19 protein-coding genes are annotated in these 18,405 nt (G+C 71.7%); 8 read left to right on the top strand and 11 right to left on the bottom strand.

Annotated features, from left to right (window positions below; all coding sequences use genetic code 11):
* Nucleotides 1–40: 40 nt before the first annotated feature.
* Nucleotides 41–1,330, top strand: coding sequence for a crotonyl-CoA carboxylase/reductase (gene ccrA, locus ACFVYF_RS09530; RefSeq protein ID WP_389453306.1), 1,290 nt, complete (start codon nucleotides 41–43; stop codon nucleotides 1,328–1,330).
* 62 nt (nucleotides 1,331–1,392) lie between these two features.
* Here the strand turns inward: ccrA and ACFVYF_RS09535 are convergent, their stop codons facing one another.
* Together ACFVYF_RS09535 and ACFVYF_RS09540 are read right to left on the bottom strand one after the other, a co-directional pair.
* Nucleotides 1,393–3,051: an amidohydrolase gene (locus ACFVYF_RS09535; protein WP_389453309.1), complete on the bottom strand. Its 1,659-nt coding sequence runs from the start codon at nucleotides 3,049–3,051 to the stop codon at nucleotides 1,393–1,395.
* Between the two features lie 13 nt (nucleotides 3,052–3,064).
* On the bottom strand, nucleotides 3,065–4,567 hold the full coding sequence (locus tag ACFVYF_RS09540; RefSeq protein WP_389453312.1) for an APC family permease: 1,503 nt from the start codon (nucleotides 4,565–4,567) through the stop codon (nucleotides 3,065–3,067).
* A gap of 293 nt (nucleotides 4,568–4,860) precedes the next feature.
* Here ACFVYF_RS09540 and ACFVYF_RS09545 point away from each other — a divergent pair, with 293 nt between their 5' ends.
* The 3 genes from ACFVYF_RS09545 to ACFVYF_RS09555 all read left to right on the top strand — a co-directional run bounded on the left by ACFVYF_RS09545 (nucleotide 4,861) and on the right by ACFVYF_RS09555 (nucleotide 6,578).
* A complete protein-coding gene (locus ACFVYF_RS09545) occupies nucleotides 4,861–5,619 on the top strand; it encodes a TetR/AcrR family transcriptional regulator (RefSeq protein ID WP_389453315.1) in 759 nt (252 codons plus the stop codon).
* A gap of 25 nt (nucleotides 5,620–5,644) precedes the next feature.
* Nucleotides 5,645–6,106, top strand: coding sequence for a pyridoxamine 5'-phosphate oxidase family protein (locus ACFVYF_RS09550; RefSeq protein ID WP_389453318.1), 462 nt, complete (start codon nucleotides 5,645–5,647; stop codon nucleotides 6,104–6,106).
* Between the two features lie 79 nt (nucleotides 6,107–6,185).
* Nucleotides 6,186–6,578, top strand: a complete 393-nt coding sequence (locus ACFVYF_RS09555; protein WP_389453321.1) for a VOC family protein — start codon at nucleotides 6,186–6,188, stop codon at nucleotides 6,576–6,578.
* A gap of 93 nt (nucleotides 6,579–6,671) precedes the next feature.
* On the opposite strand, the gene ACFVYF_RS09560 is transcribed toward ACFVYF_RS09555, so the two are convergent.
* Together ACFVYF_RS09560 and ACFVYF_RS09565 are read right to left on the bottom strand one after the other, a co-directional pair.
* On the bottom strand, nucleotides 6,672–6,980 hold the full coding sequence (locus ACFVYF_RS09560) for a DUF4235 domain-containing protein (protein WP_389453324.1): 309 nt from the start codon (nucleotides 6,978–6,980) through the stop codon (nucleotides 6,672–6,674).
* 114 nt (nucleotides 6,981–7,094) lie between these two features.
* Nucleotides 7,095–8,111 (bottom strand): glutathione S-transferase family protein, encoded by a 1,017-nt coding sequence (locus ACFVYF_RS09565; RefSeq protein WP_389453327.1) that lies wholly within the window; start codon nucleotides 8,109–8,111, stop codon nucleotides 7,095–7,097.
* A gap of 17 nt (nucleotides 8,112–8,128) precedes the next feature.
* On the opposite strand from ACFVYF_RS09565, the gene ACFVYF_RS09570 reads away from it, so the two are divergent.
* Nucleotides 8,129–9,223 (top strand): cation diffusion facilitator family transporter, encoded by a 1,095-nt coding sequence (locus ACFVYF_RS09570; RefSeq protein ID WP_389453330.1) that lies wholly within the window; start codon nucleotides 8,129–8,131, stop codon nucleotides 9,221–9,223.
* A gap of 123 nt (nucleotides 9,224–9,346) precedes the next feature.
* Here the strand turns inward: ACFVYF_RS09570 and ACFVYF_RS09575 are convergent, their stop codons facing one another.
* Entirely contained in the window at nucleotides 9,347–9,790 is a 444-nt protein-coding gene (locus ACFVYF_RS09575) for a nitroreductase family deazaflavin-dependent oxidoreductase (protein ID WP_389453333.1), read from the bottom strand.
* A gap of 154 nt (nucleotides 9,791–9,944) precedes the next feature.
* A complete protein-coding gene (locus tag ACFVYF_RS09580) occupies nucleotides 9,945–10,577 on the bottom strand; it encodes a LysE family transporter (protein ID WP_389453336.1) in 633 nt (210 codons plus the stop codon).
* 507 nt (nucleotides 10,578–11,084) lie between these two features.
* Here ACFVYF_RS09580 and ACFVYF_RS09585 point away from each other — a divergent pair.
* From ACFVYF_RS09585 to ACFVYF_RS09595, 3 genes are all read left to right on the top strand, one after another.
* The gene (locus tag ACFVYF_RS09585) at nucleotides 11,085–12,272 is read left to right on the top strand and encodes a cytochrome P450 (protein ID WP_389453338.1); all 1,188 of its coding nucleotides are present in this window, start codon (nucleotides 11,085–11,087) and stop codon (nucleotides 12,270–12,272) included.
* 18 nt (nucleotides 12,273–12,290) lie between these two features.
* Nucleotides 12,291–12,485: a ferredoxin gene (locus ACFVYF_RS09590; RefSeq protein WP_389453636.1), complete on the top strand. Its 195-nt coding sequence runs from the start codon at nucleotides 12,291–12,293 to the stop codon at nucleotides 12,483–12,485.
* A 145-nt stretch (nucleotides 12,486–12,630) separates the two neighbouring features.
* Entirely contained in the window at nucleotides 12,631–13,164 is a 534-nt protein-coding gene (locus tag ACFVYF_RS09595) for a flavoprotein (protein ID WP_389453341.1), read from the top strand.
* Here the strand turns inward: ACFVYF_RS09595 and ACFVYF_RS09600 are convergent.
* The 5 genes from ACFVYF_RS09600 to ACFVYF_RS09620 all read right to left on the bottom strand — a co-directional run bounded on the left by ACFVYF_RS09600 (nucleotide 13,148) and on the right by ACFVYF_RS09620 (nucleotide 18,392).
* Nucleotides 13,148–14,032: a hypothetical protein gene (locus ACFVYF_RS09600; RefSeq protein WP_389453344.1), complete on the bottom strand. Its 885-nt coding sequence runs from the start codon at nucleotides 14,030–14,032 to the stop codon at nucleotides 13,148–13,150. The genes ACFVYF_RS09595 and ACFVYF_RS09600 overlap by 17 nt on opposite strands.
* A 235-nt stretch (nucleotides 14,033–14,267) precedes the next feature.
* The gene (locus ACFVYF_RS09605) at nucleotides 14,268–15,587 is read right to left on the bottom strand and encodes an alpha-glucosidase/alpha-galactosidase (RefSeq protein ID WP_389453347.1); all 1,320 of its coding nucleotides are present in this window, start codon (nucleotides 15,585–15,587) and stop codon (nucleotides 14,268–14,270) included.
* Nucleotides 15,584–16,597, bottom strand: coding sequence for a carbohydrate kinase family protein (locus ACFVYF_RS09610; protein ID WP_389453350.1), 1,014 nt, complete (start codon nucleotides 16,595–16,597; stop codon nucleotides 15,584–15,586). The genes ACFVYF_RS09605 and ACFVYF_RS09610 overlap by 4 nt, the downstream gene beginning before the upstream one ends.
* Before the next feature lie 5 nt (nucleotides 16,598–16,602).
* The gene (locus ACFVYF_RS09615; protein WP_389453353.1) at nucleotides 16,603–17,433 is read right to left on the bottom strand and encodes a carbohydrate ABC transporter permease; all 831 of its coding nucleotides are present in this window, start codon (nucleotides 17,431–17,433) and stop codon (nucleotides 16,603–16,605) included.
* Nucleotides 17,430–18,392: a carbohydrate ABC transporter permease gene (locus ACFVYF_RS09620; protein WP_389453638.1), complete on the bottom strand. Its 963-nt coding sequence runs from the start codon at nucleotides 18,390–18,392 to the stop codon at nucleotides 17,430–17,432. Before ACFVYF_RS09620 ends, ACFVYF_RS09615 begins: the two co-directional genes overlap by 4 nt.
* Nucleotides 18,393–18,405: the final 13 nt, after the last annotated feature.

An 18,405-nucleotide genomic window follows, 5' to 3' on the forward strand; every position in this document is an offset into this window, starting at 1 on the left:
CTCGCACGACGAACCACATGACCCTCGAAGGAGGCACGACATGGATGTCCTGGCCGAGGCAGTGGTGGCGGGAGCCGCCGGTGCCGAACTGGAACGCCTTCCGTTACCGGCGCACTTCACGGCCGCGCACCTCAGGGCGGAGGACGTCGGCAGTTTCACCGGCGTCGCCGACAAGGACGTACGCAAGTCCATCCACGTCGGATCCGTGCCGATGCCCGAACTCGCCCCGGACGAGGTCCTCGTGGCCGTCATGGCCAGTGGCATCAACTACAACACCGTCTGGTCGGCGATGTTCGAGCCCATTCCGACCTTCACCTTCCTGAAGCACTTCGGCCGCCAGGACCGCTGGTCGGCCCGGCACGACCAGCCCTTCCACGTCCTCGGTTCGGACGCGGCGGGCGTGGTCGTCCGCACCGGAGCCGGAGTGCGCCGCTGGCGGGCCGGTGACCATGTCGTCGTCAGCCCCGTCTACGTCGACGAGGAGGACCCCGCGACGCACGCGGACGGCATGCTGGGCGCCGGCCAGCTGGCCTGGGGCTTCGAGACCAACTACGGCGGCCTGGCCCATTACGGCGTCGTACGGGCCAGTCAACTCCTGCCCAAGCCGGGTCACTTGACCTGGGAGGAGGCGGCCGTCAACCCGCTGTGCGCGGGGACGGCGTACCGCATGCTGGTCAGCGACCGGGGCGCCCGGATGACCCAGGGCGACGTCGTGCTGATCTGGGGAGCGGCCGGCGGTCTCGGTGCGTACGCGGTGCAACTGGTCCGCAACGGCGGGGGTATCGCCGTCGGTGTCGTCAGCAGCGAGGCCAAGGCGGAGTACGCGCGCGGCCTCGGCTGCCAGGTGGTGATCAACCGTGAGGAGATCGGCCTGGTCGGCAGCGAACCGGCCGATCCCGCCACGGTCGGCAAGCGGCTCGGCCGGCTGATCCGGGCCGCCACGGGCGAGGACCCCCACATCGTCTTCGAGCACGTCGGCCGCGCCACCTTCGGCATCTCCGTCTTCGTCGTACGGCGCGGTGGAGCGGTGGTCACCTGCGGTTCCAGCACGGGCTACCAGCACGAGTTCGACAACCGCTACCTCTGGATGCGGCTCAAGCGGGTCATCGGCAGTCACGGCGCCAACCTCCAGGAGCAGTCCGCGGTGAACCGCCTCCTGGGTCTCGGCCACATCTCCTCGGCCCTGACGGCCACTTACCCCCTGACCGAGACGGCGGAGGCCGCCCGGCTGGTCCAGAACAACGCACACATGGGCAAGATCGGCGTCCTGGCCCTGGCACCGCGCACGGGCCTCGGCGTCACCGCGCCGGGCCCGGTCCGACGGGGGTGATCCCCAGGGCCTGTCCCCACGCCGCCTGCGGACGGAACCGCAAGATCCGCCGGGGACACGCCCTAGGAGTCCGGGGCGGCGAAGACCCGCTCCCCGCCGACGTACGTCAGCGCCACCTTCGTCTCGGCGATCGCCTCCACGGGCCCGGCGAACGGATCGCGGTCCAGCACCACGAGATCGGCGAGCGCGCCGGCCCGCACGGTCCCGGTCTCGTCGAGATGGTTCGCGTACGCCGAGCCCGCGGTGTACGCCGTGAGCGCGGCGGCCAGGGTGAGCCGCTCGCCGGGCAGGAACACCGGCCCCGCCGCGCCCGGTTCGACGCGGTTGACGGCGACATGGATGCCCTGGAGCGGGTCGGGGCTGCTGACCGGCCAGTCGCTGCCCGCCGCGAGCCGCGCGCCCGAGCGCAGCAGTGCCCCGAACGGGTACTGCCAGGCGGCCCGTTCGGGCCCGAGGAAGGGGATGGTCAGCTCGTCCATCTGGGGTTCGTGCGCGGCCCACAGCGGCTGGATGTTGGCGGTGGCTCCGAGGTGCGCGAAGCGGGGTACGTCGTCCGGGTGCACCACCTGGAGATGCGCGAGGTGGGGCCTCGTGTCGCTCGGACCGTTGGCCTTCCGCGCCGCCTCCACGGCGTCCAGGGCGTCGCGTACGGCACGGTCGCCCAGCGCGTGGAAGTGGCACTGGAAGCCGAGCGCGTCCAACTCCGTGACGTACGCGGGCAGTCGGGAGGGGTCGATGAAGCTCTTCCCCCGGTTGGCGGTGGCGCAGCCGCACCGGTCCAGATAGGGGTCGAGCAGTGCGGCGGTGCCGTTCTCCGCGACCCCGTCCAGCATCAGCTTGACGGTGGTGGCGTTGAACCGGCCGTGGCTCAAGGCGGCCCGCCGCTCGACGAGTTCGGGAATCTGCTCGGCCCCGCGCTCGCGGTCCCACCACAGCGCGCCCACCACCCGGGCGGTCAGCGAACCGTCGCGGGCCGCCGCCAGGTAGGCCGCCGACGGGTCGTCCATCCCCAGGAACGCGCCGACGAGCGCGTCCTGCCAGGCGGTGATGCCGAGTGCGTGCAGTTCCCGCTGGGCGTGCAGCAGTGCGGCGAGCCTGTCACCGGCCGTGGCCGGGGGAGTGAGCCGGCCGACGAACTGCATGGCTCCTTCCTGGAGCATTCCGTTCGGCTCACCCGAGGAGTCCCGCTCGAACCGTCCGTCGGCCGGGTCGGGTGTGTCCCGGGTGACGCCGGCGAGTTCCAGGGCGCGGCTGTTGACCCAGGCGCCGTGGTGGTCCCGGTTGGGCAGATAGACCGGCCGGTCCGGAACCACCGCGTCCAGCAGCTCCTTGGTCGGCGTACCGCCCGTGAAGGCCTCCATGGACCAGCCGCCTCCGGTGATCCACTCCCGTTCGGGGTGGGCCTCGGCGTAGGCGCGCACGACGGCGAGGGTCTCCTCGGCGGTCTTCGCGCTCGTGAGGTCGCACTGACTGAGCTCCAGTCCCGCAGGGACGGGGTGGACGTGCGCGTCCTGGAAGCCGGGCAGGAGCAGGCGCCCCGCGAGGTCGACGACCTCCGTCCGCGGGCCGATCAGTTCATGGACCTCGGAGTGTCCGACGGCCGTGATCCGGTCGCCGGTGACGGCGACGGCTGTCGCGGGGCGGCCCGCGCGGCTGCCGGTGCCCGGGGCGCCCTCGGGAAGGAAGACGGGGCCGCCGGTGAAGAGGAGATCTGCGTGCACGGTGTTCCAGTCCTTAGTTGTGTGTGACCAGCAGCTGGGGTGCGTCTGCGTCGGTGCCGTGGCCCGCATGGAAGTAGGGGGACTTGCGGACCCACTTGGCCCACGCTGCGGCGAGGAATCCGGAGGCGATCATCAAGGCGGGGGTGAGCAGCAGGAACCAGCCGTTGTCCGCGCTGACTTCGAAGTGGTCGGCCGACGTGTAGAAGGACCAGGCGAGGTAGCCGCCGAGCCCGAGCAGGGCCGCGGCGCTCAGCGAGGGCAGCACCACGGCCCGGATGCCCTGCCGCCAGTCCTCGCGCAGCAGGCCCCGGAAGCGCGCGGCGGCCGCGAGGGCGGTGAGCGCGTAGGACAGGGCGACGACGATGCCCACCGCGTTCACCGTCGCCATGATCATGTCGGCGAGCCGCGGGATCACCAGCGCGAGCACGGCGACCGCCGTGGCCAGCGCGCCGATCAGCAGCGTCCCGCTCGCCGGAGTCCCGTACCGGGCGCTGACCTTGGACCACACGGGGCCGAGCGTACGGTCCCGGCTCATCGCGAACATGCCGCGTGCCGTGGGGATGACCCCGGCCTGGAGCGAGGCCATGGCCGAGAACGTCAGGGCCACCAGGGGCAGCGCGGCCAGCGGCTGAGACGCGAGCCGGTCGCCGAAGAACGCCAGCCCCTGGGCGCCGTGACCGGCCAACTCATCCTCGGAAAGCACCCGTTGGAAGGCCACCGAACCCAAGAGGAAGAGACCCAGCATGGTCACCAGCGTGATGACCCCGGCCCGGGACGCGTCCCGCGGGTCACGCACCTCCTCGTTGACGGTGAAGGCCGACTCGAAGCCCCAGTAGCAGAACACGCACAGCAGCAGTCCCTGCGCGAGCGCCGACGCCGACGGGATCGCGAACGGGTCGAACCAGCTCAGGCTGAAGGAGTGCGGACCGGTGACGATGCCGTAGCCGCAGAACCCCAGCAGGACCACGTACTCGAAGACCAGCAGCCCGCTCTGCAGCCGGGCCGCGGTGCGGACCCCGGTCACGGCGGTCAGGGTCACCGCGACGAGGACGACGATCCCGATGGCGGTCGTCTGCGCCGTGGAGCCGGGATCGAGCGCGCGTCCCGCGACTTCGTGCAGCCCCGCCTCCCCGGCCAGCTGGATCAGCGCGGAGCCGGTCACGGCCGTGGTGTACGCGAGGAACGCCACCGTCGCCACGATGTTCACCCACCCGACCAGGAAGCCGAGCCAGGGATTGAGCGAACGGCCCACCCACACATAGCCGTTGCCCGCGTTCGGCTCGACCCGGTTCAGCCGGGTGAAGGCGCAGGCGATCCCGAGGACCGGCAGGAACGCCAGCAGCATGATGGCCGGCAGATGCAGTCCGACGACTCCCGCCGTCACCCCGAGACCGATGCCGATGCTGGTGGTGGCGGCCGTGCTGGAGGCGGCGATGGCGACACCGTCCAGGACGCCGAGCGACCTGCGCAGCGACGGCTGCACGGGAGGGTCCGTGCCGTACGGGTTCTGTGTCATGCCGGCTCCGATCGCACCCGGGGGCCAGGGAACGGCCCGGTGACGGGACATGAAACTGTCCTGGGGCTTAACAGGTCAACGCTGTTGACATAAGGTGCCTCGCAGGCGCCCGCCGCGGAACCGTGGGCCGGTCGACCGCGGCCACGCGAGAACCCGTCAGTGCTCGCGCCGGCCGGGAGAGCCCCGGGGCGGGTGCCCGCCCGAGTAGCGCCGGTGAGGGACCGTGCCCGCCCGAGTGGAGAGACCGAGAGCCGGCCGGCGACCGCGCCCGCCCGAGGAGAGAGCGAGAGACAGTGACCGACCGCGTCGTCCCGTCCGCGGCCCGCCGGCGCCGGCGCCCGACCAAGACGGGTGTCGTGCTCTCCGAGGAGCTGATCGTCGAGACCGCGCTGCGCCTGCTCAAGGAGCACGGCGCCGACGCCCTCACCGTCCGCCGCCTCGGCCTCGCCCTGGGCGCCGACCCCAGCGCCCTCTACCGGTACTTCCACGACACGGACGACCTGCTGCTCGCCATCGCCGACGAGCTGATCGGCCGGACGCTGCGCACCTGGCACCCCACCGGCGACTGGTGCGCCGACCTGCGGGACCTCGGTCTGCGCATGCATTCCGGAGCCCTCGCGCATCCACAGGCGGCCGTGCTCAGCTCCTACCGTGTGACCGGCCGGGTCCACGAGATCGAGGCCGTCGAGCGGATCCTCGGCGTGCTGCGCGGAGCCGGCTTCCCCGACCCGGAGGCGGTACGTATCTACCACGCCTTCGTCGACCAGACCCTGGCCTTCGCGGCCCTCGACTCGGCGAGTGTCGCCCTGCCGCGTTCAGCGCAGGAGGCGGAAGCCGGCGTGTGGCGGGCGACGTACGCACGGCTGCCCGCCGACACCCACCCGCACATCGCCGCGACGGCCCGCCACCTGGTGGCGGACATGCGGCACAGCGCCTATCCGACGGCGCTCGACCTGCTGCTCGCCGCGGCCGCGGCCCGTCTCACGGAGTTGACTGCGCGGCACACCACCGACCCCGCACACTGGGACACGCCCGCCGCCAGGCGTGTATGACGTCCCGTCAGGAGGCTGCTCGACGATGAACCCACCGGCCCGCACCCCGAAACAGCGCAAGCAGGACACCCTCGACCGGCTCGCCCACGACATCGACGCCTGGGTGGCGACGGCCGATGGCGAGGGCGACACCCCGTACATGGTCCCGCTGTCCTACTTCTGGGACGGGCAGACCCTGTTGGTGGCGACTCCCGGTGCGAGTCCCACCGGGCGGAATCTGCGCGCGAGCGGCAAGGTGCGCCTGGGCATCGGACCGACCCGTGACGTGGTCGTCGTCGAGGGCACGGTGCGTGCGCTGGAGGCCGCCGAGCTGCCCCCGGGCGTCGCCGACGCCTTCGCCGCGAAGACCGGATTCGACCCACGCCAACTCACCACCGCCTACCTCTACTTCCGCATCACACCGCAGCGGGTGCAGGCCTGGCGCGAGGCCGACGAGCTGTCGGGACGGGACCTCATGCGCGACGGTGCGTGGCTGGTACCCGACTGATTCGGCGGGAGGGGGTACACGGGAGACGGATGGCAGCAGGCGGCGCCGCCGCCCGCGCCCCGGACCGTACGGAGGAAGCATGGCACTGGTAGTGACAGGTGTCGTCGTACTGGACTGCGCCGAACCCGAGAAGCTCGCCACCTTCTACAAGGAGCTGCTCGAGGCGGAGGAGACGGACGCCACCGCGAACAGGGTGGAGATCAAGTCGGCCGACGGTCTGCGGATGGCGTTCCGACGGGATGTGATGGCGACGCCGCCGAGCTGGCCGCGCCCCGAGAACTCCCTGCAGGCGCACCTGGACTTCCATGTGAACGACCTCGACGAGGCGGAGCGCCGGGTCGTGGGGCTCGGCGGGCGCCCGCTGGAGACCAAGGACGCCTCCGGCCCGTTCGAGGAGCGCGGTTACGCCGATCCGGCCGGGCACTCCTTCACCCTGCGCCTGATAGCCGCCACGGCGCCGAAGCAGGGCTGACACCCGGCGGCGGTCCCTGGACCGCCGCCGGGTCACGCCGGGCCCGGCACACCGGGCGGCGCCGGCGCCGTGGTGCCCGGCGCCCGCCGGACCTCAGTCCCGCCCGCCGCTCTTGTCGCCGGCCGGCCAGACCCCCGTAGAGCGTTCGATGGCCTTCGCGCCCGTACGGTCCACCGCGCTGCGCACGACGGCGAAGATCGCGCCCTGGACGGCCGCCGCGAACAGCACCTCGCCCCAGCCGCGGTCCTTGTCCAGCGCGTCGGGGGCGTTGTCCTCATGGCGGATCGCCTTCCACGTCGTCTGGAACGCCAGCCCCGCCAGGGCTCCGCCCGCCCAGCCGAGCACGAACCCGACGGGCTTGTAGGCGAGCGGGAGCGTTTTCTTCTTCTGCTTCTTCGACATGTGGATCTCCTTCTGCCTCTCCGCCGGCCTACGCGGTGTCGCCGGCACTGTGCCGTGTGTCCTGATCGGCGGGGTCTACGCGGGCCGGCGCCCCGCGGAAGGCCCCGGCCGGGCTCAGGGCCGTCCCTGCGCCGGGACCTCCTCACCCTCGGGCACCGGACCCGGCGCTGTGCCGTCGCCGAACGGCCGGCCGCCCAGCTCCTCGCGGTGATGCGGGGTCAGCCAGCCGGAGCGATCGGGTCCGAGCGGCACGATGCCGGTCGGGTTGATGCCCGTGTGGACCTGGTAGTAGTGCCGCTTGATGTGGTCGAAGTCGACGGTGTCCCCGAAGCCGGGCGTCTGGTAGAGGTCACGGGTGTACGCCCACAGCACCCGGTTCTCGGCCAGCTTCCAGAGGTTGCACTTGAAGTGGCCGTGATAGACGGCGTCGAAGCGGACCAGGGTGGTGAACAGCCGGATGTCCGCCTCGGTGATCGTGTCGCCGACCAGATAGCGCCGGTCCGCGAGCCGGTCCGCGACCAGCTCCAGCCGGCGGAAGACTCCCGCGCAGGCCTCCTCGTACTGCTCCTGGCTGTGGGCGAATCCCGCCCGGTACACGCCGTTGTTGACGTCCTCGTAGACGCCCGCCATGACCTCGTCGATCTCGTCGCGCAGCGGGGCGGGATACAGGTCGGGCGCGCCCTTGCGGTGCAGCTCCGTCCACTCGGTGGCGAAGTCCAGGGTGAGCTGCTGGTAGTCGTTGGTGACCAGCTTGCCGCTGGGGACGTCCACGAGCGCGGGCACGCTGACGCCACCCGGGTAGTCGCTCTCCCGGGCGTCGTACGCCTCTTTGAGGAAGCGGATGCCGAGGACGGGGTCGCGGCCGTCCGGATCCAGGGTGAACCGCCAGCTGCGGTCGTCCTGGATCGGGTCGGTGACCGCGAGCGACAGGGCGTTCTCGAGGCCGAGGAGCCTGCGCGAGACGAGCGCCCGGCTCGCCCAGGGGCAGGCGCGGCTGACCACCAGCCGGTAGCGGCCGGCCTCCACGGGCCAGCCGTCCCGGCCGTCGGCCGTGACCCGGTCCGCGAAATGGCTCTTGGACCGCTTGAACTCCTTCTTCCCCAAAGCGGCGTTTCCCTCGTCCTCGCTCATGGAGCCTCTCCTTCGATATGTCCGGGCACGTGGGCCCTGGTAGAGGAGTTCCCCGATTTCCGCCGCCGCCACTGTGTGAGGGTGACGGGCTTGGGCATTCGGGGCGTGTGGCCAATGAATCGACGCAACAGCAGCCGAGTCAGTCGGACAGCAGGACGCGTGTCACCGTGCTGGTGGCACTGGGAGCAAACCTCCTGATCGCCGTGGCCAAGGCCGTGGGTGGCCTGATCTCCGGTTCGCCCGCGCTGCTCTCGGAGGCCGCGCACTCCGTGGCCGACAGCCTGAACGAGGTCTTCCTCCTCGCCGCGCTGCGCCGCAGCCGCCGGCCCGCCGACCGGCGCCATCCGTTCGGCTACGGCAAGGAACGGTTCTTCTGGTCGCTGCTCGCGGCCGTCGGGATCTTCGTCATGGGCGGCTGCTTCTCCTTCTTCCAGGGTTTCGAGGCCCTCAGGAACGGCGCCGAGGAGTCGTTCGGCGGCTATGTGACGGGACTCGTGGTCCTCGGTGTGGCCCTGCTCGCGGAGGGCGCCTCCCTGCTCCGGGCGCTGCTTCAGGTGCGCAAACAGGGCGGCGGCGCCGGCGGGGGCCTGCGCGACCCGGCGCTGCGCACGGTCGTCGCGGAGGACGGCACGGCGGTGCTCGGTGTGACGCTCGCGATCGTCGGCATGGTGCTGCACATGGTCACCGGCCAGGTCGTGTGGGAGGCCTCCGCCTCGCTCGCCATCGGCGCGCTGCTCGTCTGCGTCGCCTACTGGCTGGGCCGTGACGCCCGCGCCCAGCTCATCGGGGAGGCCGCCGACGAGGAGCTGAGCGGGCGGATCCGCGCCGTACTCGACGCGCAGCCCGAGATCGACAGTGTGGAGGCCCTGCTCACCATGAAGATGGGGCTCGACTCGACCCTGGTGGCCGCCCGTATCGACCTCGTCCCCGGGCTCGACAGCGAGCTCGTGGAGGACGTCGCCGTACGCATCAAGCGTTCGGTCGCCCGTCTCGTCCCCGAGGCGGACCAGATCTTCCTCGATGTGACGGACGCGTCCACGGCCCGGGCCGCCGCGGGCAAGGGCCGGGCAGCGGAGAGCCCCGCCGCGACGGGGGAGCGCGGCGGGGCCTGACGGTCGGGTGCCCGGCGTCCGCGGGATCATGCGCGACGACTCCCGGCTCTTCCGGCCGGTGGAGTCCTGCCGGCGTGCCTCACGCGGGCGGCTCTTCGGCGCGTGTCCCGGCCTGGTGACGGCTCAGTCGGTCGGCTCCAGCACGAAGACGGGGATCTCCCGGTCCGTGTTCTTCTGGTAGTCGGCGTACGACGGATACGCCTCGACCGCCCGCTCCCACCACAGGGCCTTCTCGTCGCCGGTGACCTCACGGGCCGTCAGATCGTGGTGCGTCGGGCCGTCCTGGAGCGATACCTGCGGATCGGACTGGACGTTGTAGTACCAGACGGGGTGCTTGGGGGCACCGCCCAGCGAGGCGACCGCCGCGTAGCGTCCGTCGTGCTCCACCCGCATCAGCGGAGTCTTGCGGATCTTGCCGCTCTTCGCTCCCCTGGTGGTGAGGATGATGACGGGCAGGCCCGTGTCCTGCAGCGTCGTCCCTTCCGTGCCACCGGAGCGCTCGTACAGCTCCACCTGTTCCCGTACCCACTGCGTGGGGCTGGGTTCGTACTCGCCCTCAAGAGGCATGGCTGCCGTCCCATCGTCGCGTCGTACCGGTCTGTTCCATCAAGATTCAACACCGGTAGCCGCGCAAATCATCCGCACCTCGCTGGGCGACGGACGGGTGACGGGCGCCCGGATCACGCCGGCGGCACCAGCATCCGTACGGCCGTCGCCCGGATCACGCCGGCGCCGCCAACATCCGTACGGCCAGGGCCATGATGACGGCGCTGGAGGCCACGGCCGTGACCAGTCGCCCCCGGCGTCCGGTCAGGGCGCGGCCGAGGAGTGCGCCGCCGCCGGCCAGCAGCAGCTGCCAGCTCGCGGACGCGGCGAACGCGGCGAGCACGAACACCCCCTGCTCCAGGGCGCTCACCGCTTCGGCCGTACGGCTGCCGAGCACCAGCGCGGCGAAGTAGATCACGGTGGTCGGGTTCAGCAGGGTGACCCCGAGGAGCCCGAGATAGGCCCGCGCCGGACGCACCGGATCCTGACCGGAGCGGGTGGCCGGCCGTCGTTCGCGGTACTGGCGCACGGCCGTGACCGCGCCCCGGACCGCCAGCGCGGCCAGCACCAGGCCCGAGGCCCAGCGCAGCGGCACGAGGACCGGTTGCAGCGCGGACGCGAGCGCCGAACCGCCGGCCGCGGCCACCAGGGCGTACAGCCCGTCGGCGGTCGCGACACCCAGCGCGGCGCATACGCCGGTCCGCAGGGACGTACGAGCGGTGAGGGAGACGAGGTAGGCCGCGACCGCTCCGACGGGGATGGCGATGCCATAGCCCGCGAGGAGCCCCGCGACGAGCACGGCGGTCACGGGCGCGCGGGAGCGGGCCTCCACGGTCGGCCGGGCTGCTGGCGGCCCCGCACCGGACGAGCGGCGGCAGAGGTCGGCGGCAGGAGGGCTTCAGTCGTGGACATGGGCAGATCCTGGGGTCGGCGCAGCTGACCGTGCAACTGGATTACCCGGCACCGGGACGTGCGAGAGCGGTGACCGACCTGGGAACGACGGCCCCGATCCGCCTCCCGAGTCCCCGCCGGATGCGCTGACGTGTATTCACGGCCACGGAAACCGAAAGAACAAGCCATCCGCGGTCACCAGGGCGGTCGCCGCCGACAAGGAGCGGAAGTATCCCGTCACCTTTGCTGACGGGAAGAACTGCCGTTGTGCCGCGTCCCGTGCGTGGTGCGCGGCTGGTCGAGGCTACGCAGTTCGGCCAGATCAAGGCTCCGGGGCATCTGGCCGAACTTCGCATGGTTCTTTAGGTGCCCCGGGCATCTAATGAAGATCGGCAAGGGAGAACCACTGCTTGCGAGGTCATTCATGACAGAACCCGTTGCCTTCCCCCAGGACCGCACGTGCCCCTATCACCCGCCCACCGCCTACGCCCCCCTGCGCGAAGCGCGCCCTCTGTCGCGGATCACCCTCTACGACGGACGCGACGTATGGGTGGTCACCGGGCACGCGGCGGCGCGGGATCTTCTCGCCGATCCACGCCTGTCGTCCGACCGCACCCTTCCCGCCTTCCCCACGCCCACGGAACGGTTCGCCGCGCAACGGGACCGCCGTGTCGCCCTGCTCGGCGTCGATGACCCCGAACACCGCACCCAACGCCGGATGCTCGTCCCGAGCTTCACCCTCAAGCGGACCGCGACACTGCGCCCGCGCATCCAGGAGACCGTCGACCGGCTCCTCGACGCCATGGAGGAACAGGGCCCGCCGGCCGAGCTGGTGAACGCCTTCGCGCTGCCCGTGCCGTCGATGGTGATCTGCTCCCTGCTCGGGGTCCCCTACGCCGACCACGACTTCTTCGAGGAGCAGTCCCGGCGGCTGCTGCGGGGCCCGGCCGTGGCCGACACCGAGGCGGCGCGTGACGAACTCGACGCCTACTTCGGTGCGTTGATCGACCGCAAACAGAAGGACCCGGGAGACGGGCTGCTGGACGAGCTCATCCAGGAGCAGCTGCGCGAGGGCGCGCTCGACCGGGACGAACTGCTCTCACTGGCCACGATCCTGCTGGTCGCCGGGCACGAGACCACGGCGAACATGATCTCGCTGGGTACCTTCACGCTACTGCGGCACCCCGAGCGGCTGGCCGAACTGCGGGCCGATCCGGCGCTGTTGCCCGCCGCGGTGGAGGAGCTGCTGCGCTTCCTGTCCATCGCCGACGGACTTCTGCGGGTGGCCACCGAGGACATCGAGGTGGCCGGCGAGACGATCCGGGCCGACGAGGGCGTGGTGTTCTCCACCTCCGTCATCAACCGCGACGGGGCCACCTTCCAGGAGCCGGACGCCCTGGACTGGCACCGCTCGGCCCGTCATCACGTCGCGTTCGGGTTCGGCATCCACCAGTGCCTCGGCCAGAACCTGGCCAGGGCCGAACTGGAGATCGCCCTGCACTCGCTCTTCGGCCGGTTCCCCGGCCTGCGGCTCGCCGCTCCGGCCGACGAGATCCCCTTCAAGCCGGGAGACACGATCCAGGGGATGCTGGAACTCCCCGTGACCTGGTAAGAGGCTTCGGGCATGAGCATCGACATCGCTATCGACAAGGACGTCTGCATCGGCGCCGGCCAGTGTGCCCTGGCCGCACCGCGCGTCTTCACCCAGGACGACGACGGGTACAGCGAGCTGCTGCCCGGCCGCGAGGACGGCGGCGGCGACCCGATGGTCCGGGAGGCGGCACGGGCCTGCCCGGTGAGCGCCATCACGGTGTCGGACGACTGAGGTCCGGCCGGCCCGACCCAGAAGCCAGGCCGGCCGAGGCGGGCGCTGCCTCGGCCGGCCTTCCTGCCGGAGGCGCCGATCAGCAGCCGGGCCGCCTCGCCGACCCGCCCGGCTCCGCGCTCCGCTCGATGCCTAGGGTTCTCGCGTGACCGAACACGCCGAGAAGCCCTTCCTCTACGTCGTCGTCTGCGCGGCCGGCATCGCACAGGATGTCGACGAGCTGATCACCGCGGCCCAGCGGCGGAACTGGGAGGTCGGCGTGATCGCCACCCCGCAGGCCCTCGGCTTCTTCGACACGGAGGCCGTCGAGACGCGGACCGGCCGGCCGATCCGCTCCGCCTGGCGGTCACCCGCCGACCCCCGCCCCTTCCCGGCCCCCGACGCGGTGGCCGTCGCGCCGGCGACCTTCAACACCGTCAACAAATGGGCCACGGGCATCGCCGACACGCTGGCGCTGGGCACCCTGTGCGAGGCGTACGGCCTCGGCGTCCCGATCGCCGTACTGCCCTGTGTGGGCGACGCGCTGGCCGCCCACCCCGCCTACCGGGCGAGCGTGGAGCGGCTGCGCGAGATGGGCGTGCGGTTCGGTGACCCGTACGCCGGTGAGACACAGGAGGACGGCCGGCGCGCGCCGTTCGGCTGGGAACGGGTGCTGGACCTGCTCACGCCTCGCACATGAGGGTGGGTCCCACGAGCATCCCGCCGGTGTACACGGCCTGGCCCTGCGGCATCCAGTAGCCCAGCTTGGACACCACGGTCGTGCACGCCTCCTTGACCGCGACCTCGACGACGACGGTCGCCGGCCGCCCCGGCTGAAGGTCGGTGAGCGCGCAGTCCAGCGCGTGCATGCTCCGCTCCGTGGACGGATAGCGGCCGACGAGGGGATTGACGCAGCGGGGATCCTCCGTCGTCAGCTCCACGCCCGACTCCTCCTGCCCGATGACCCCGAGGCGCGCGCTGCCGTCGCCCTGGTCGGCGTCCCGCGAGACGGTGTACGTCACAGTGGTCACCGCGTGCGGGCGCACCGCGCTCCGGTCGGCCTCGATGCGGTGCGTCGGCGCGGGCTTCGGCGCGGACAGGGTCAGCGTGGCGTGGACGCGCCCGCGCAGATCGACACCCTCGGGCGTGGAGCGTACGTGCACCTCGCCGCTGATCTCGTACGTGCCCGGGCCCGGGTAGTCGCGTCCGCCGGGCAGGGTCCCCGAGGCGACGGTCTGGCCCGCGCGGACCGCCGTCCAGGTGCCCGAGGTCAGACACGCGTACGTGACGGATGACCCGGCACGACGGCAGGTCGCCGGCGCCGACACGGACATCTGGGGACCGCCGCTGCTCGCGCACAGACTGACGGTGGCGCGCCGGCCGCCCTCGCCCTCCAGGGTGCCGGCGGGCGCGCACAGCGTCGCCGGCGCCGGTGCGGGCGGTGCCGGGGACCGGTGCGCCGCCCCCGCGGTGGACTCGTCCACCGCACCCAGGCCGAGGGCGGCGGCCAGCACGACCACCGCGGTCAGCGTCCGGTACGTCCTGCGGGTCGTCGGGCGTGTCGGCACGGCATCCTCCGGTACGGCTGTGACCGGCGGGAATGCCGGTCGCGTGCGTCGAGCATGCGCGAGCGGCCGCACCGCCGCCCCGCTCCCACGCCGTACGGTCACCTGCGGGCAGGAAGAGAAGCAGCTTGTCCGACGAGAACGTGCCGCCGAACGGGGGTGCTCAGCGGGTCGCCGGGAAGCCGCGAGGGTGGCCCGGCCTCCCGGTGCCGGCCGGCTCACACGGAGCCGGGGTCTCTCAGTGGCCCAGCTGCGCCCGCAGCGCGGGCTGCAACAGGTCCCCGTGCGCCCGTACGAGGTCGTCGCACAGGTCCCAGATGCGTTCGACCGGCAGGGCGGCGGCCGTGGCGGGGTCGGCCATGGCGGCGTGCCGGATGTGCCGGGGCTCGTCGTCGGTGGCGGCGCGCACCACCAGGTCGTTGACCGCGACGTAGGCGCTGTTGAGGGCCGCGCACTGCGGGGGAAGCGCCCCGACCCGCGTCGGCTGGACGCCCAACGCGTCGGTCAGGCACGGCACTTCGACCACCGAGTCGGCGGGGAGATTGTCGATGAGGCCGCGGTTGGGGACGTTGCCGTAGACCGTGCGCGGGGTGTCGGTGAGGGTGCTGTGGATGATCTGCGGGGCGTACTCCAGTGTTCCTTCGACGGGGAGCGGCGCTCCGGTGGCCAGGGCCTCGCGGGTGCGTTCGTAACTCGCCGCGTTCTCCTCGGTGATCTCCAGATAGGCCCCCACCGGCAGGCGCAGGCGGTCGATCTCGCTGTCGTGGTGGAGGTACCAGGGCACGTACTCCGAGGAGTGCTCGCTGGTCTCGGTGGGGTAGTGGCCCAGTCGGCGGTACATGTCCACGCGGACCCGGCGCAGCAGCCCGGGATCACCGGCGATCGCGTCGTCCAGCAGGGGATACAGGCTCTGCCCGGCGCGCTCGAAGCGCAGCACCCAGGCCTGGTGGTTGACCCCGGCGGCCAGGTACGACACCTCCTCGAACGGGACTCCGACCAGCTCGGAGAGGTCGTGCATCGTCCAGTACACCGAGTGGCACAGGCCGGTCACCCGCAGCGCCGGGGCGATGCGGCTCAGGTACAGGACGTTCATCGCCATCGGGTTGGTGTAGTTCAACAACAGGGCGTCCGGGCAGAGTTCGGCCATGTCGGCGGCGAGGGCGCGCAGCACGGGGAAGGTGCGCAGGGCGCGGAAGATGCCGCCGATGCCGAGGGTGTCGCCGATGGTCTGGCGCAGGCCGTAGCGGGCCGGGACGTCGAAGTCGGTGCGGGTGGCCCGGTCCATGCCGACTTGGATGATGTTGATGACGAAGTCGGCGTCCGCCAGGGCCGCCCGCCGGTCGAGGTGCGCGGTGACGACCGGTTTGGCCCCGCGTTCGGTGGCGATGTGACGGGCCGCCCCCTCCGCCGTGGCGAGCCGCTCCGGGTCGATGTCGTGCAACGCGATCCGGGCGTGGGCGAGTTCGGGGAAGGTGAACAGGTCGGCCAGCAGCCCCTGGGTGAACACCACACTCCCGGCTCCGATGAAGGTGATCTTCGGGGTCCTGACGTCGTTCATGCGTGACTCCCTGTGTCCGGGGTGGGCAGGGCGGCGGCGCCGGCCTCGTCCCAGGTCGGCTGTGCCGCCGTACCGCCGTGTCCGCGGGTGGACAGCGAGCCGCAGGCCGCCGCGAAGGCCAGCGAGGAGCGCAGGTCCAAGCCCCGCAGGGTCGCGGCGACGAACCCCGCGTCGAAGCTGTCGCCCGCGCCCACGGTGTCGACCGGCTCGACGGGTACGGCCGGCGTGTGCAGCGTGCGCTCCCCGTCGCAGGCGAGGGCGCCGTTCCCGCCGTCCTTGACCACGACCAGCGGTCCTCGTCCGGCCAATGAGGTCGCGGCGCACGCGAGGTGGGGTTCGCCGGCCAGGGCGCGGGCCTCGGCCGCGTTCGGCAGCAGGAAGTCGGTGACCTTCAGGACCGGGTCCAGGAGGTCACGGTCCCAACGGCCCGCGGGATCGTCGTTCGTGTCGAGGGACGTCGTCGCGCCCGCCGCACGGGCCCGGGCGAACACCTCGCTCAGTGCGGCCGCCAGACGCGGCATCAGGAAGAAGGAGGCCGCGTGCACATGCCGGGTGGCGGCGAGCAGCTCCCGCGGAACATCCTGCGCGTGTGTCGCGGCGAGACAGCCCGGCGCCGTCAGGATCGCCCGGTCGCCGTCCTCGCCGGTGAGCACCACCGTGAGCGGAGTGGCCAGTTGGGGGTCCGTGAACAGGAAGCCGACGTCGACGCCCCGGGCCGCCAGCGCCTCGCGTACGAACGCGCCGGCGGGATCGGCCCCGACCCGGCCCGCGAACGCGACGCGCAGTCCCAGCCGCGCCGCCCCGCACGCCATGATCGCCGCGGAGCCGCCGAGCACCAGTCCGGCGTGCTCGACGAGTTGCTCCCGCTGCCCGAACGCGAGGGGACGCGGCACCGGCCCGACCACCACGTCCGGATTCACATCACCGATCACCAGAAGATCGAAGGAGGAGTCGAAGGAATCGGAGGAGGAATCGGAGGAGCCGGAGGGGCCGGAGAAGAAGGAGGACATGACCGCTATCCCTTCAGACCGCTCGAAGTGAGCGACTGGACAAAGGTCTTCTGCGCCAGCAGGAACGCCACCAGCACCGGCAGGACCGTGATGACGTTGCCGGCCATCACCGCCGACCACTGGGTGTGGTGCTGGCCCTGGAAGGTGGTCAGCCCCAGCTGCAGCGTGTACTGGGTGTCGTGGTTGATCGCGATGAGCGGCCACGACAGGTCGTTCCAGGTGGCGAGGAACGTCAGCACCGCGACCGTGGCCAGCGCGGGCCGGGCCAGCGGGAGCACGATCGAGAAGAGCACCCGCAGCCGTGAACACCCGTCGATCCAGGCGGCCTCCTCCATCTCCCTGGGCAGGGACAGGAAGAACTGCCGGAACAGGAAGACCGCGAACGGCGTGACCAGTGACGGCACGATCAGTGCCCCGAGCGTGTCGATCAGGCCCAGTTCCTTCATCACCAGGAAGGTCGGGATCATCGTCAGCTGGAACGGGATCACCATCGTCGCCAGCATCAGCCCGAGCAGCAGCCGCGATCCGGCGAACCGCATCCGCGCGAACGCGTAGCCGCCCAGCGCCCCGAGCAGCAGATTCGACACCACGGCGACCGAGGCGACGACGAGGGAATTGGCGAACCAGCGCGGGAACAACGCGTTGCCGAGCACATACCGGTAGCCGCCCAGGTCGATGCCCTTGGGCCACAGGGCGGGCGGGAAACGGTTGATCTCCGCGTTCGTCATCACCGAACTGAGCACGAGCCACACCAGCGGCAGCGCGAAGCACAGGGACAGGGGCGCCAGCAGCAGATGCCAGGCGCCGCCCTTCCGTGAGGTGACCGGAGTGCTCATCGAACGGCTCCTTCCGTACGTGCCTGGCGGCGCCGGGCCAGCCGCAGGGCGCCGCCCGCCACGAGCAGGGCCGCCGCGAGGACGTACGCCGCCGCGGCCCCGTAACCGGCCGTGAACATCTGGAACGCCTGCTGCCAGACGAAGTAGACGATGACCGTGGTCGAGCCGAGCGGCCCGCCCTTGGTCGTCACATAGATCAGGTCGAAGATCTGCAGGGCTGTGATCAGCTGCCACAGCAGCAGGAACACCGTGACCGGCGTGAGGGTGGGCAGCACGATGTGGCGCAGCACCCGCCCGCGGCCGGCTCCGTCGATCCGCGCGGACTCGACGAGTTCGGGCGGCACGTCCTGGAGCGCGGCCAGATAGACGACGACGCAGAACCCGATGCCGCTCCACAGGGAGATGAGCACCAGCAGATAGATCGCCTGGTCCGGGTCGGCCAGAAAGCCCTGGGGTGAGATGCCGAGCTGGTGCAGCAGGGAGTTGGCGACCCCGAACTCCGGGTCGAGGATGAAGGAGAACAGCACGCCCTGAGCCGTCGCCGACACCACGAACGGAATGAAGACCAGGGTCCGGTAGAGGCCGATGAAGCGGATGCGGCGGTTGAGCGCCAGGGCGAGCGCGAGGCCGCCGAGCAGACTGAGCGGCACGTACAGGGCCGCGTACAGCAGGGTGTTGCCCACCGCAGTACGGAAGTTGGGGTCCTCGGCCAGCGCCCGGTAGTTGTCCAGGCCCACCCAGCGGCCGGGGGTGACCAGGTCGTCGGCCCGGAACGACAGGAGCAGCGACCAGACGACCGGCACGATGCTCAGGCCGAGGATCACGACGACCGCGGGGCTGATGAACCCCCAGGCCGTGGCCGTCTCGCGGCGGGCACGGCGACGGGCGGCACGCCGGGCGGCGGCCGGGGTCACGGCGGCGCCCGGCGCGAGCGTGATGGCACGGGGCAGAGTGGACAGGACGGCCTCCCTC

Source organism: Streptomyces sp. NPDC058274, assembly GCF_042881375.1.
Taxonomy (GTDB): Bacteria; Actinomycetota; Actinomycetes; order Streptomycetales; family Streptomycetaceae; genus Streptomyces.